Source organism: Acinetobacter sp. UBA3106 (assembly GCA_002365595.1).
In the GTDB taxonomy this organism is placed as follows: Bacteria; Pseudomonadota; Gammaproteobacteria; order Pseudomonadales; family Moraxellaceae; genus Acinetobacter.
The window spans coordinates 13744-27645 of the sequence record DFAM01000011.1 but is presented as its reverse complement, the minus strand read 5'-3'; the positions used below and the strand labels follow the sequence as shown (position 1 = coordinate 27645).

The window sequence follows — 13902 nt, the reverse complement described above, 5'->3', positions numbered from 1 at the left end:
TTGGTGAGCTGTAATTGACGCTCTGCAGCTTGTTGTCTGGCTTCTGCACTCGGCGTCTTACACGCATCTAACCACCAGTTCATTATTTCTCTCCTTTTAAAATCATCGGAAAACCTGCGACGCAAAACATCACTTTATCGGCAATCTGCCCCAACTGCTGGTGCAAACGCCCGGACTCATCCACAAACTTGCGGCTGATCTCGCCCATGGGCACTACACCTAGACCAGTCTCATTACTGACTAAAATAACGTCTGCCTCTAATATCGGTAAAATATCCAGCAGCTTTTGGCATTGATGCATCTGTAATTCAGGATTTTCATGCATCAATAAATTGCTCATCCACAAGGTTAAACAATCGACCAGAATCACTTGCTTGGGTTGATCCAGTTCTATCAAGCAATTGGCCAGATATAGAGGTTCCTCAATCACCGTCCAATGTGCTGGGCGTTGTGCCTGATGATGCTGAATACGTTGCTGCATTTCCGCATCAAAAGCTTGTGCCGTTGCAATATATGCCACATTAAGATTTGAATCTTTTGCGATTTGTTCCGCAAGACGACTTTTGCCAGAGCGGGCGCCGCCTAAAATGAGTTGGATCATACATCACCCAGAATAAATTGATGGTACGGTGTTAATGGCCCCTGCAAGGTTTGTGCATGATAGGTTCCAAATGTTAATTGCTGGACCTGAAATTCAAATTGCTGCTGTGGAATATTTTGCATGCGCTCAAACACTGCATCACTATTGATATAGTCTTTATATAGACCCAAAGTGATATGAGGACAATAGTTTAAAGGTGCGACTTCCTTTGAACAGGCATATAACTGTTGACGAATCTCGGCCAAACTTCCTTGCATATCATCAATTTCAATAAAAAGCGCACTTTCAAAACTGTTTAAGTAGCCGGACTTCAGTTTAAATGAAAATTTTAGCTCGGAATTTAAAATTTCAATCTGCTGTTGTAATTGCTGATGGCTAAAATCATCATCCCACTTTTGCTTATGTGCAGTTAAAAATCCACAAATAAATAAGGTGATATGAAACTGGCGATTATTAGGCGTATACAGCATGTCGGAAAAGTGCTGACGCAGATGGTGTAAATAATGCAGCAATTCGGGTTGCTGTATTTCCAGATACCACAGTGAATAATGCGTACGTCCTTTATGCCACTCAGGATAGTCCTGTGCAAGCGTAGGTACAACCGGCATAGCGGGTTTCAAAAACACGAAAAATTCACATTAAATTCAATCATGTTATTTAACCATGAATTTTATGCAATTGAGTAAAGCATTGGCTTAACAATATTCAGCCAATATTGAAATTTATTCAGCTCAGTAGGCAAATCCTGATCTGAACTTTTATTTTTTAAACCAATAACTTTGTATATCAATAGCTTAAGGTCAGACTGATAAATCTTGCGTGATCAGCTATATCATGATGATTCAATAATATTTTTTTTGTGCTGCACCATAACCTTCATAGAAAAAAAGATTATCAAACCCAGCATTAAGCACAGCAAAAAATAATAAGGATAACTTTTATGCCATTGATACAAGCCGGTGCTCACGATCGGGCCCAAAACAAAACTGAGGGCTTGGGTTGCGGTACACCAGCTGGCAACTTTGGCTTGCAGCATCTTCGGTGCATTTTGTGCCGCTCCGGTGGTAAAAGCAGGAATTAAACACGCCACAGCAATTCCATAAAGAATATAGCTGGACTGAAAAATAAGAATCTGTTCGGTCAGTAACGAAATGAGCAGCCCTGCGGTCATGCACAGAATGCCCACCCATAACAGGCGGTAAACCGACCATTGTAGATATCTGGAAATCAGGCTTTGCATGACCACTAAGGCAATACCCACAATCAAGGAACACTGGGAAAAATATACGGCGCTTTGCACAATACTCATGTGAAAATGATCCTGGATATAAAAACCAGCGGTCAGATTCACAGTCACAATGGCCAGATATAAACTAAAGCCAAGCAGCAGCCAGGCAAAACATTGCTGAACAGAAAAGTCCGATGCGCTATTGGTTTCAATAAGCACAGGATCCGGTTGAGAAGATTGCAATGAGATGCTGCGTTCAAAGCCAAACATAATCACCAGACTAATCAAACTCAAGATGATTATCGCAGCCCATAATGGCGCCAATATGCCCCACGCTAACAGTAACGTGGTTAAAAATGGCCCGATAATTACCCCTACACTGTTTAACGCGCCAAACTTTGACATGGTCTGGCTGCGTTGTTGTTCATCAGCATAACGCGTCATCACATAGGTTTGCAGGGCAATTTGCGGCATTGCCATGAATACGCCCGTTCCTGCACGCGCTAGCATAAGCAAGCCAAACAGGCTGATTAACGAGACCTGAACCGAGAGGCCATAAACCAGAACGGCTGTGAAAATGCCCCATGTAATGGTCATGCCGATAAAACCAAGACTAAGCAACTGGTATATCGAAAATTTATTTTGATTTTTTGAAATATAAATCGCTGCTATTGCCATGAGTAATGCTCCACCTGACACCATGGCGCCGCCTTGCAGTTCTGACAGCTTTAACTGACGAACCAGAGGCGCCAGCAAAGGTAAAATCATTGAAAAACTCGCTCCATTCGCCAGACTTGCGGCAATGAAGATTTTGTTATTTTTATCCATTATTTATTGTTAAATCCTAATACTGGTCTACATTGGTAAGCGATCAGAGGCAGCCCATAATCCATTTTTCAGGCTGTAATTGAGTCTTGCATGCAATAGCTGTGGCTCTATGTTCGGTAGGTGCAGCCAAGCCATATTTAATCGCATCTTGCTGGGCTTTGTCAGTACCGTCAATCGCTAAAACCTGCATAAAAAAGCCCTAAATTTCTTTAGGGCTGATTAGATTAAAATTAAGTCAGTAGATTTTTACGAATCCAGTACATCTGCAAATTGTGCACCCAGTACCTGAGCTAAATCTTGTGGTTTTAAGCCAATATCCAAGCCACGTTTTCCGCCACTGACATATATTTTTGGCAAATCTTGGGCCGTAGCATCAATGACTGTTTTTAAACGTTTTTTCTGACCAACCGGGCTAATTCCACCGACCAGATAACCTGTTAAGCGTTCGGCATTTTTAGGATCGGCCATTTGTAATTTTTTACAGCCCACAGCCGCCGCCACTTTCTTTAAATTTAATTGGTGATTCACCGGTAAAACCGCTACAAAATAGTTCTTATCATCTGTGACTAATAAAGTTTTAAAGACTTCTTCAACACTTAAGCCCAATTTCTCGGCTGCTTCTAGGCCAAAACTTTTCGCATTGGCATCGTGTTCATATTCATGAATAGAAAATTCAATTTTATTGGATTTTAAAACTTTGCAGGCTGGTGTCATTTTTTGAAGATATTAAGCACGAGATAAGTAAATTATATGCTCTTTAGAAATGAATGTTTAGCATACTTAGGCTATTTTCCTTGGCTTGGTATTATTGTCTATTTTTAGAGATTAAAAGTTTGAAGTGACAGGAAATCATTTTTAGACATAAAAAAAGCCCGACATCCTGTTGGGCTTTTTCGTATTTGATGCTTAGATCTGACTCCTGTCTGATCTTACATTCCTTGTTCTTACTCTTGTTATTCTTATCTGGAACTTCCTGTTCTCTATGTCCCCATGATAGTAAATTACAGTAAGGTCGTATAGGCGCAAAGAACCGGAATTGATGTGAGCATATGCGTACAAGATCGGCTAAAAACTATCCTCTTTTTATCTGAAAAATTTGGAATAGTTTGAGCAATGGACTAATTGATAACATGGGAAAAAGTTTTAAATTGATTAAATAACCGCACAAATTTATTGGCCATAAGTATCAAAATTGATTATAAAAAAGCCAACTTATTTCAAAGTTGGCTTTTTGCGGTTTTTTCAGTCAGTCTTAATTCTTAAGTTATTGATATTTATTATATTAATATAAAAATTTACTTCATATAACGGCTATTATGTTAGATAGAGAGGAAAATAAGAAACTATTTTAAAATAAAATCCTTTTTAATTTTAATTCGGCTTGGATTGAATTATGGCAGTAGCACTGCTTTTATAAATACAAAATAGTGCAATAGCTAATAGTAAAAGAGCAGCAACTCTCGATCCATCCATAGTGATAACAGTATTATTAAACCAGCCAAAATTATCAATTAATAAACTCATTACTAACTGTCCACTTATTACAGCAACAGTTGTTGCAGCAGCACCAAGTCTAGGCATAGCAAACACAACTATTAACATATAGGCAACACCAAAAAATGCGCCAGTTAACTGCCATCTTGGAGCGGTAAATAAATTTAAAGAATAATTTGGTTCAAAGAAGAATGCTATTAAGAAGCTAACAATTGTGCCCATCACAAATGTTAACCAAGAACTTTCTAATACTCCTACTTCTGAACCTAGACGACCATTGATTGATGACTGGGCACATAAGACAGCTCCACCAAAAATAACGACGAGTAACATTATATAAATCATGGGGAAAGCTTCCTTATTAAATGAGCCAGAGCGCAGCTAAAATGGCAATGAGTGCCCCGATACGATACTTGTCTACAGCCCGTTTATTACTGCCTAATAAGCCCCAATGATCAATAATTAGGCTGGTAGCTACTTGACCAAATAAAATACCTACCATTGTCAAGCCAACGCCAATGATCGGCGTAGCTACAGTTAAAGAGACGACATATATTGGACCTAACAGGCCGCCTGTAAGTAGCCAGCGTGGTTGTTTGAACATAAGAGAGAGTCGTGGACGACCAAAAATAAGACCAAATGTTAATAGAATAGAACCCAACGCAAAAATGCCTAATGTGGCCCAAATATGTCCAATTTCTTCACCCAATGGTCCCAGCAAACCAGCTTCAATAGATAGCCCCATGCCAGCAAAAAAGACCAACGGTAAAATCCATAACTGTTTCATACATTACTTATGAGGGAAGAAGAGATGTGAATTATATTGGGTTGTCAGAAAGCTACAATTAATCATTTTTTCAAAACATAATTGCTATAATCACAATAATAAAATTGCTCAATATAATTTTAGGAACAGTATAAATGCAGTTAAAAGCATTACGTTACTTTGCGATGGTCGCGACTACTGGCAGCTTTTCTGCGACAGCCAAACATTTTCAAGTTCCCTCTTCTTCTGTATCTCGGTTTATTTCTAAACTTGAACAAGACATTGGACAGCAGCTTTTTTATCGTAATACACGATCCGTTCGGCTGACTGAAATTGGGGAGAAATACTATATCCAAATCAAGGAGGTACTCGATACATTGGACTTTGCCAACGAGGAGGCAACAGGGAAAAATTCAAATGTGAGAGGATTGGTACGTATTAATACCGCAGTTGCCCTAGGGCGATTACATATATCTCGCATTGTTAATCAACTGCATGATATCTATCCCGACCTTTCAGTAGAACTCATCCTGACAGATACATTTATTGATCCTGTCCAAGAAGGTGTCGATATTGCGATTCGGATTGGATCACTGCAAGATTCAGCACTGATCGCAAGAAAAGTATGTGACCAGACCTACGTATTGAGTGCGAGCCCTGAATACCTTGAGCGCTACGGAACACCTGAAACACCTCAAGATATTCAGAAACATCAATGCCTTGTTTATAAAGGCGTTTCGGGGAGTCAAAGATGGTACTTTCGCCAAGATGAACTCGACAAGCCTAATGAAATAGAACCCCAAGGTCCTTTAAAGAGTAACAATGCTGAAGTGTTGCTTTCAGCGGCATTGGAAGGTAGAGGGATTGTATTATTCCCTACATGGATTTTTGAAAAAGATTGTTTTAAAAACAAGCAATTGGTTAAATTACTCCCTAAATGGCTTTGCACAGTAGAACCTTATGCTGTTGGGATTCATTTAGTCTCTCCTGAAAACAGAATTCGTTCAAAAAAGGTGAGAACCGTTTTAGATTTTATATTAAAGGAAATTGGAAGCCCTCCTTATTGGGATAATATTCTTACTTTTTGAAACCTATTAAAAAGACGTTTATTTGAGTATTTCTTAAATTAACCTAATACACGTTATGCAAAATGTAATTAAATTGTCATATAGAATCAATACAATGCGATATTGTAAAAAGCCCATTCACCCTCGAGTGGGCTTTTTTTATGATTTATCAATTAAAGACGTATTCAAAAAATCTTAAATGTTCAGCTTATTCCCGCTATTCTTTATTTAACAGTCGATCAAGCACGCCAAATTTCTTGAAAATTTTCGCACGGCGTTTTGGATGAATATTGGCTTTATTTAAATTACCTTCATAATGGTCAAATACGCGTTTATCCATCATTTTAAACCAGAGCGATGGAATTAAAGCCGGCAATAACATGGTTGCATAACCACTTGGCAATTCAGGTGCTTCATCAAAATGACGCAAAGCCTGAAACGGACGTGTCGGATAGGCATGATGATCTGAATGACGCTGCAACTGGTATAAAAACAGATTAGTAGTAATATTATTATTATTCCAACTATGTTCTGGCATGGTACGCGCATATGAGCCATCTGGTTTTTTGTCGCGCATTAAACCGTAATGTTCAATATAATTAATAATTTCAAATAAACTGATGCCATAAAAAGCTTGGGTCGCCAAATATGGAATGACATCTTTACCAAATAGCTTCACCATGGTGGCATGAAAACCTGCACTCATCGCCCAGCCTTGAAACAGTTCATTTTCCTTACTAAAAAATGATAAGCCTTTACGTTTTAAACGGTTTTTTTCAATCTCAACCGCTGACTTAATTCCCCCAAATACCGTTCTTGGCCAAAACTCATAAAAGGTTTCACCCATTTTAGACGATGCCGGATCTTCAGGGGTTGCCGCACGCTTATGGTGTCCGTAAGGATGTTCAACACGAAAATGATTGTAAAACAGCGGCGTTAAGGTCGCATGGGCAAGATAATGATCCTTTTTATGCGGTCGATGCGACAGCTCATGTGCTGTGTTGACACCTACGCCATTAATCGCACCCATGGAAATTCCCAAAAGAATTTGATCCAGAAAAGAGGTTTCTTTACGACTCACCACATAACCGGCAAATAGATTAGCTGCCATTTGCAAAGGAATAAACAGTTTCACAATCCAGTCATAATAAGGGTCCGCTACAAGTGACTTGATTTCTTCATCATCAGGATTATTACTGTCATTGCCGACAATAGCGTCAACTGTTGGAATAATTACATGCAGCAATAAAGGTCCGCCCAAAGCAAAGATTTTTTTCGTCGCCTTTGGACCAAACTGATAGCCAGCCAAAATCCCCATACCGATCACAGGTAAACCTGGACTTAATAACCACCAATAGCGTTTTTTATCGAGGGCTAAACCTGAAGCATTGGGCATAGTCTGAAGTGTGGCTTGATTTAAATTTACTGGTGCATTCATGTTGGCGATCTTCCCTATTTTTTGTTCTAACGTTATATTTCTAGAAATAGGTCCTCAAGAACAGTTGTAAACGTCCAAAAAAGCTATGCAAACGTCCTTGGCATATCTAGCCAATATTTGACCTAAAAACACATACGGATATCAAGCAAGGCTTTTTATAATTTTTATTAGATGATGACAGAACGATAAGACATGGATGCCTTAAGTAAAATTTTTGACGATATTCATCTCAATAAATCTGAATATATTTATTTAAAACCGCAAGGTCACTGGGCCTATGCTTATCAGGAACAGGATGCCATGATTGGCTATGTGGTTCTGGCGAGCACGCTCAACATTCAATTTGAATCGAAGAAAATGCTGCAGCTCGAGGCGGGAGACTTGATCCTGATCCCTTCAGGGCAAAACCATACCTGCCGAAGTAATGATAAAGACAATCTGGTGGAAGCACTTAATATTACCGGTCTTTTCGATAAAAAAAGGCAAGCTACCATCGAATTTGGAAGTACCAGCGGTGAACCGGCACTGATTCTGGCAATCCGCTGCCATATCGATACCATTATGGCGCGTCCGTTACTGAATGCCCTGCCCGACTATATCCATATTCAGCATATTACCGGCAGTACGGCCCCTGAATGGCTACAAATTGGATTACATTTTTTGGCCGTAGAAGCCTATCAAATTCGTCCGGGTCGCGACAAAATTCTCGATCATCTGGTCAGTATTCTATTTATTGAATGTGTACGCGATTATATTGCCCAGTTAAGCGATTCCAATAACTGGCTTAGAGCTTTGGCGCATACCGAACTGGCCAATGCTTTAGCCGTTATTCATGGTAAGCCCGATCAGGCCTGGACCGTAGAAAGTCTGGCTGAACAATGTTGCATGTCGCGCTCTAAATTTGCCACCTTATTTAGCAGTATCGTTGGCGAAACACCATTGGCCTATTTACAGCAATATCGTTTCCGTTTAGCGTCGCAGCATTTACGCGAAGGACAACTTTCGATCCAGCAAATTGCCCATCGTGTCGGTTATTCTTCCGAAACGGCCTTTAGCCAGACCTTTAAACGCCTGTTTAATTTAACTCCGAGCCAATATCGCCAGCAGTTCCAGTAAATCAGGTTTGATTAGATGGAGCTACATTCAAGGTACTTAAAATAGCCTGAACCGGATCTTCACTATTGCCGGAAAGCAGCTGTTTATGCATGGTGATATGCTGCATCGCCTGAATTTGTGCGGTTTCCACATTCATCAATTTTTCAATTTCAGCAGCTAAATTTTCCGGCGTCGCATCACTTTGAATCAATTCCCGAATGACTTTTTTACCCGCAATAATATTCGGTAAGGAATAATACGGAATTTTGATCAGCAACTTGACCACTAAATAAGTCAACCAATTCAACTTATAAAACGTCACCATCGGACGGTGTAATAGCATTGCCTCTAAAGTGGCAGTACCTGAAGCCAAGGCCACAATATTTGAGGCATTCATGACCTGACGACCAATTTTAGATTCGGTGTCTGTATTTTCCATTAAGCAAACTTTAGCCACCAAATCAGCAGGATATTGTTGCAGCAAGGCTTCTATCTGCTGCTTGCGTGCATCATTAATTGCAGGAATCAAAAATACATATTCGGGGTGCTTTTGACTCACGATTTTAGCGGCATCCAGCACCAATGGACCGAGTCTTTCAATTTCACCACGGCGACTACCCGGTAACAGGGCAATATGCTTGTGTTCAACATTCAAGCCCAGCTCTTGCTTGGCTTCAATCAGAGGATTTTGCAAAGGCAATTGACTGGCGAGTGGATGCCCTACGAATGCGGCTGGCACATCAAATTTTTTATAAAAGGCTTTTTCAAACGGAAATAAACACAGCACCAAATCAATACTGGCTTTAATGCCATGTACCCGCCCCTGTCGCCATGCCCAAACTGAAGGACTGACATACTGTACAGTTTTAATCGGTAAATTTTTCTGTTTTAAGCTTTTAGATAAGCGCAAATTAAAGTCTGGTGCATCAATCCCGACAAAGACATCCACCGGCTCTTTAGTCCATATATCGACCAGTCCATCACGGACTGCAAACAGTTTTTTAATATCTTTTAAGACTTCAACAATGCCCATCACCGATAAAATATCCATCGGATAATAGCTTTTAAAGCCTTCTGCAATCATTTGCGGACCACCGATGCCTTCAAATTCGGCATCAATTCCTTGCTCACGAAAACTACGGATGAGTTTAGCGCCAAGCGTATCTCCAGACACTTCCCCGACCACGATACCGATTTTAAGCTTCCGATTTTGCAAGTGTTTATCCTCAAATTTTTTAAAGTTTAACATAGCTGATCTTTCAGATTAATCATGATAGCGGTGCAAAGCGATTTTTTCTCCTCAGAAATGAGGCTTTATCGTCCTGCTGATCAACGCCATTTTCTATTTCTTTTTTTAGAATAAGCAAATCAATAATCAAGACAACGACTTATATGAAAAAGTCATAACATATGCACGTTTTTTGATATTTGGCATATAAACATGTTTGGTCCATTGGAATTTATTTTAGCGGGTGTGTTGGTCGGTTTCTGCGTTGGCATTACAGGTGTGGGTGGCGGCTCCTTAATGACCCCGATCCTGATCAGCCTGTTTAGAATCGAACCTCACATCGCCATCGGGACCGACTTGCTGTATGCGGCAATTTCAAAATTCTGCGGATCTTTAGTTCATGCAAAAAAAATGAATATTGTCTGGCCGATTGTCATCTGGCTGGCTGTAGGCAGTATCCCCGCATCATTTGCAACCCATTGGGTATTAGAAAACTATCTCAGTCAATCAAGCAGTTACAAAGCTGTTTTGACCATGGTTTTAGGTTTCATGTTGACCTTAACCGGTATTTCTATTGTATTCCGTGGTCACATTGAACGCTTCTTTAACAAGTTCCGTAAAGATGAAGCTCTGGATATGACGCAGGATTTAGAAAAGGTCAATTTTCGTGCGAAAGACAAACGTGCTTATATAATTATTATGGGTATTGTACTGGGTATATTTGTAACCCTTTCATCAGTCGGTGCAGGTGCCTTCGGTATTATGGCACTGGTGCTGATGTTCCCGAATTTACCAATGATTCGTATTATTGGCTCCGATGTCGTGCATGCCGTGCTTTTGACTTTAGTCGCGGGTCTTGGACACATGAGTTCCGGTAATGTAGATTTGCATTTGCTCGGATGGTTACTGGTCGGTTCAATTCCAGCCATTATCATTGGAACTTTAATCAGTTCCCGTCTGCCAGAAAAAATTATCCGTAAGATTCTGGGCATTACCTTATTTGCATTAGGCATGAATTTTATGCTGCATCCAGTCAAGGCAAAAGCTGTAGAAAAACCGGCTACAGCGCAAGTGATCATTATTGAAAAAGCAATGAAAGTTTAATTTAACTATACGATTCATCACTTTTTTTTGACCTATATATTGATCTTTTTTATAACATTGTGAACATACATTCGTGTTATATTCAGATTAAGAATAAACTTTTGTATGATCGAACCAGTGACGGCAATGAATACACTACAGTCAAAACCTATTACACAATCTGACATCGACGACGTGAATGTACAAAGCATTCAGCCTCTTGTAACTCCTGCTGAATTAAAAAAAGAGTTACCTCTGACTGATCAAGCCTATCAAACCGTGCTTAAAGGACGCGAAGTTATTCGCAATATTCTGGATGGTAAAGATAAGCGTCTATTTGTGGTGATTGGTCCTTGTTCAATTCACGACACTGTTGCTGCGCACGAATATGCTGATCGTCTCAAAGTTTTAAGTGAAAAAGTTAAAGATACACTTTATATCGTCATGCGGGTTTATTTTGAAAAACCGCGTACCACTGTAGGCTGGAAAGGTCTAATTAATGACCCGGACATGAACGACTCTTTTAATATTGAAAAAGGTCTGCGTATCGGTCGCCAGCTTTTAGTGGAACTGAACGAGAAAGGATTACCTTGTGCCACTGAAGCCCTTGATCCGAACTCACCGCAGTACTATCAAGATTTAATTTCATGGTCCGCAATTGGCGCACGTACCACTGAAAGCCAGACACACCGTGAAATGTCTTCAGGTTTATCTTCACCTGTAGGTTTCAAAAATGGTACCGATGGTGGCTTAACCGTAGCAACCAATGCCATGCAGTCGGTGAAACACGGTCACAGCTTCCTCGGTCTGAATGATCAAGGTCAGGTTTCGGTGATTCGTACCAGTGGCAACCAGTACGCACATGTAGTACTACGTGGCGGTAATGGCAAGCCTAACTATGATGCAGGTTCTGTTGCAGACGCTGAAAATGCTTTGGCCAAAGCGAAAGTCAGCAACAAAATCATGATTGATGCCAGTCATGCCAACTCTAACAAAGACCCGTACCTGCAACCGCTGGTATTGAAAAACATCACTGAACAGATTCAGGATGGCAACAAGTCGATTGTCGGTATTATGGTTGAAAGTCATCTGAAAGGTGGTCGTCAGGATATTCCTGATAACCTGGATGATCTAGAATATGGCAAGTCAGTGACTGACGGCTGTATCGACTGGGAAACCACTGAAAAAGCCCTGCTCGATATGCACGAAGCATTGAAAGACGTTTTACCAAATCGCTAAGTGATTTAAAACGCCATCTGAACAGATGGCGTTTCTACATTAACCTGAGGAAATTTTATCTTATGAATGAAATTGAAAATGCACTCAGTCACATTGAAAATTTCCAGTTTATTCACGAACATCTATTCACCTCTGCCCAGCCTAATGCAGAACAGCTCAAGCTGATTAAAGAATACGGTGTCACCTCTATTGTGAATCTGGCATTATCTGATGCAGAGCAGCATTTAGAGCATGAAGATAAGATTTGTTTAGATTTAGGTTTAAATTATATTCAGTTTCCCATTTCACCAGAAACGCCTTCTGATGATCAATGCTTACTGATATTAGATCTGCTCAATCATTTAGTCCAAGATCAAATGGTCTGGGTTCACTGTGCGACCAATTATCATGTCAGCAGTTTGATGTATTTATATCGCCAGTATTACATGGATATGGATATGCCTACGGCGCAAGAGCTGATGCATAGCATTTGGGAACCAAATGAAACCTGGACTGGTCTCATCCACGCAGTAGCCCTACAACTTCAAGGTCGCAAGGCTACCCAAGACTTACAGCAGTCGTTAATGCATCCAGATCATTTTGGCTGATGTGAAATTAACACGGTGGCAGTGGATAAAATTCCTTCCTGACGCCCGGTAAATCCTAATTTTTCGGTCGTCGTTGCTTTAACACTAATTTGAGTCACATCTACGTTCAATACATCGGCAATACTTTGACGCATTTCCAGATTATGTTTTGCCAGTTTTGGACGTTCACAAGCTACGGTAATATCTGCATTGTTCAGTGTGTATCCACGGTCTAAAATCAGCTGATACACATGTTTAAGCAAGACCCGACTATCGGCACCTTTAAATTTTGCATCGGTATCTGGAAAATGCTGTCCGATATCGCCTAAAGCCAAGGCTCCCAACAAGGCATCACATAAAGCATGCAATACGACATCGCCATCCGAATGCGCTTTTAAACCTTGCGTATGAGGAATTTTAATACCCGCCAAAGTCACAAAGTCACCTTCTTCAAAGGCGTGTACATCCATTCCCTGACCAATTCGAATTTGTGCGACCACGTTAAGCATCCTTAAGAAATAAATGATTGAAATGTTGTATTCACGCTTTCTATTTCGCTATAGTTACAGCAGCGCAACATAGTGAAATTATAAGCGATCATGCTGGTGAATACCGAAATTAATCTCATTAAAACATTAGGCACATTATTCAGTATTGGCTGTTTGTGCTCAACTATGACTTTTGCTCAAGAAATAGATTGTTCCAATCCTAAAACATCTTCTTTAAAAACGATTTGTGCTGACAATTTTGCCGAATCGAGAGAGAAGCTCAGCAATCACTATATTACCGCCTTTCTGGTCAGTGATGCTCCGGTTCATTTATTGGAAGATACCCATACTTTATGGTTTAAACGCTTACAGCAATGTAAAAGTCTGGACTGTTATAAGCAACAATTTGAACTGCGTATTGAAGATCTGAATTTTTATACCTCACTCAACCAAAGTCTTACCAATCATTATTTAAAATTTGAAAATGGAACAATTGCCAGTCAGCCAGTGCACTTACAAGTCCATCAACTGACCAAAGATAAAATTAAAATTGAAGGCGTGGCCTACCGCAACCCGAATAATAAATTGGAAACCCAAACGATTCCTTTTCTGGCCTATACCAACTCTGACCAAAAAAGTGAGATCACCGATAACGAACACGATTGCAAATATCATTTTGATTTTAATAAGGCGATTTTATCGGTTACAACTGAGCAAAAGGGTTGTGAACGGTTTGCAGGTATCTATCGCATGTATGATTAAACATTTTCTTGCGTTATTA

The 13902-nt window shown here is 40.0% G+C and carries 16 protein-coding genes; 6 read left to right on the top strand and 10 right to left on the bottom strand.

Annotated elements, in window-relative coordinates; all coding sequences use genetic code 11:
* Positions 1-82 precede the first annotated feature (82 nt).
* The 7 genes from cobU to B4C48_RS04710 all read right to left on the bottom strand — a co-directional run bounded on the left by cobU (position 83) and on the right by B4C48_RS04710 (position 4938).
* The gene (gene cobU / locus B4C48_RS04740; protein WP_291354459.1) at positions 83-601 is read right to left on the bottom strand and encodes a bifunctional adenosylcobinamide kinase/adenosylcobinamide-phosphate guanylyltransferase; all 519 of its coding nucleotides are present in this window, start codon (positions 599-601) and stop codon (positions 83-85) included.
* On the bottom strand, positions 598-1209 hold the full coding sequence (locus B4C48_RS04735) for a 2'-5' RNA ligase family protein (protein WP_291354458.1): 612 nt from the start codon (positions 1207-1209) through the stop codon (positions 598-600). Before B4C48_RS04735 ends, cobU begins: the two co-directional genes overlap by 4 nt.
* 224 nt (positions 1210-1433) lie before the next feature.
* The gene (locus tag B4C48_RS04730) at positions 1434-2657 is read right to left on the bottom strand and encodes an MFS transporter (protein ID WP_291354457.1); all 1224 of its coding nucleotides are present in this window, start codon (positions 2655-2657) and stop codon (positions 1434-1436) included.
* A 43-nt stretch (positions 2658-2700) separates the two neighbouring features.
* Complete coding sequence (locus B4C48_RS04725) at positions 2701-2847, bottom strand: hypothetical protein (RefSeq protein WP_291354456.1); 147 nt, start codon at positions 2845-2847, stop codon at positions 2701-2703.
* A gap of 56 nt (positions 2848-2903) precedes the next feature.
* On the bottom strand, positions 2904-3371 hold the full coding sequence (ybaK, locus tag B4C48_RS04720; protein WP_291354455.1) for a Cys-tRNA(Pro) deacylase: 468 nt from the start codon (positions 3369-3371) through the stop codon (positions 2904-2906).
* A 657-nt stretch (positions 3372-4028) separates the two neighbouring features.
* Positions 4029-4484, bottom strand: coding sequence for a DMT family transporter (locus B4C48_RS04715; protein ID WP_409449782.1), 456 nt, complete (start codon positions 4482-4484; stop codon positions 4029-4031).
* Positions 4485-4512: 28 nt separating this feature from the next.
* Positions 4513-4938, bottom strand: coding sequence for a DMT family transporter (locus B4C48_RS04710; RefSeq protein WP_291354453.1), 426 nt, complete (start codon positions 4936-4938; stop codon positions 4513-4515).
* A 134-nt stretch (positions 4939-5072) separates the two neighbouring features.
* Here B4C48_RS04710 and B4C48_RS04705 point away from each other — a divergent pair, with 134 nt between their 5' ends.
* Positions 5073-6005 (top strand): LysR family transcriptional regulator, encoded by a 933-nt coding sequence (locus B4C48_RS04705; RefSeq protein ID WP_291354452.1) that lies wholly within the window; start codon positions 5073-5075, stop codon positions 6003-6005.
* A gap of 196 nt (positions 6006-6201) precedes the next feature.
* On the opposite strand, the gene B4C48_RS04700 is transcribed toward B4C48_RS04705, so the two are convergent.
* Complete coding sequence (locus B4C48_RS04700; RefSeq protein ID WP_291354451.1) at positions 6202-7422, bottom strand: alkane 1-monooxygenase; 1221 nt, start codon at positions 7420-7422, stop codon at positions 6202-6204.
* A 192-nt stretch (positions 7423-7614) separates the two neighbouring features.
* Here B4C48_RS04700 and B4C48_RS04695 point away from each other — a divergent pair, with 192 nt between their 5' ends.
* A complete protein-coding gene (locus B4C48_RS04695; RefSeq protein ID WP_291354450.1) occupies positions 7615-8538 on the top strand; it encodes an AraC family transcriptional regulator in 924 nt (307 codons plus the stop codon).
* 1 nt (position 8539) lies between these two features.
* Here the strand turns inward: B4C48_RS04695 and lpxB are convergent, their stop codons facing one another.
* Positions 8540-9733: a lipid-A-disaccharide synthase gene (gene lpxB, locus B4C48_RS04690; protein ID WP_291354449.1), complete on the bottom strand. Its 1194-nt coding sequence runs from the start codon at positions 9731-9733 to the stop codon at positions 8540-8542.
* A gap of 225 nt (positions 9734-9958) precedes the next feature.
* Between lpxB and B4C48_RS04685 the strand changes: the two genes are divergently transcribed.
* From B4C48_RS04685 to B4C48_RS04675, 3 genes are all read left to right on the top strand, one after another.
* Complete coding sequence (locus B4C48_RS04685; protein WP_291354448.1) at positions 9959-10849, top strand: sulfite exporter TauE/SafE family protein; 891 nt, start codon at positions 9959-9961, stop codon at positions 10847-10849.
* A 126-nt stretch (positions 10850-10975) separates the two neighbouring features.
* Positions 10976-12067 (top strand): 3-deoxy-7-phosphoheptulonate synthase, encoded by a 1092-nt coding sequence (locus B4C48_RS04680; RefSeq protein ID WP_291354544.1) that lies wholly within the window; start codon positions 10976-10978, stop codon positions 12065-12067.
* A 62-nt stretch (positions 12068-12129) separates the two neighbouring features.
* Complete coding sequence (locus tag B4C48_RS04675) at positions 12130-12654, top strand: protein tyrosine phosphatase family protein (RefSeq protein WP_291354447.1); 525 nt, start codon at positions 12130-12132, stop codon at positions 12652-12654.
* Here the strand turns inward: B4C48_RS04675 and ispF are convergent.
* Entirely contained in the window at positions 12642-13133 is a 492-nt protein-coding gene (gene ispF / locus B4C48_RS04670; protein ID WP_291354446.1) for a 2-C-methyl-D-erythritol 2,4-cyclodiphosphate synthase, read from the bottom strand. The genes B4C48_RS04675 and ispF overlap by 13 nt on opposite strands.
* Before the next feature lie 99 nt (positions 13134-13232).
* Between ispF and B4C48_RS04665 the strand changes: the two genes are divergently transcribed.
* The gene (locus B4C48_RS04665; protein ID WP_291354445.1) at positions 13233-13883 is read left to right on the top strand and encodes an A1S_1983 family putative colistin resistance protein; all 651 of its coding nucleotides are present in this window, start codon (positions 13233-13235) and stop codon (positions 13881-13883) included.
* The last annotated feature ends 19 nt before the right edge of the window (positions 13884-13902 follow it).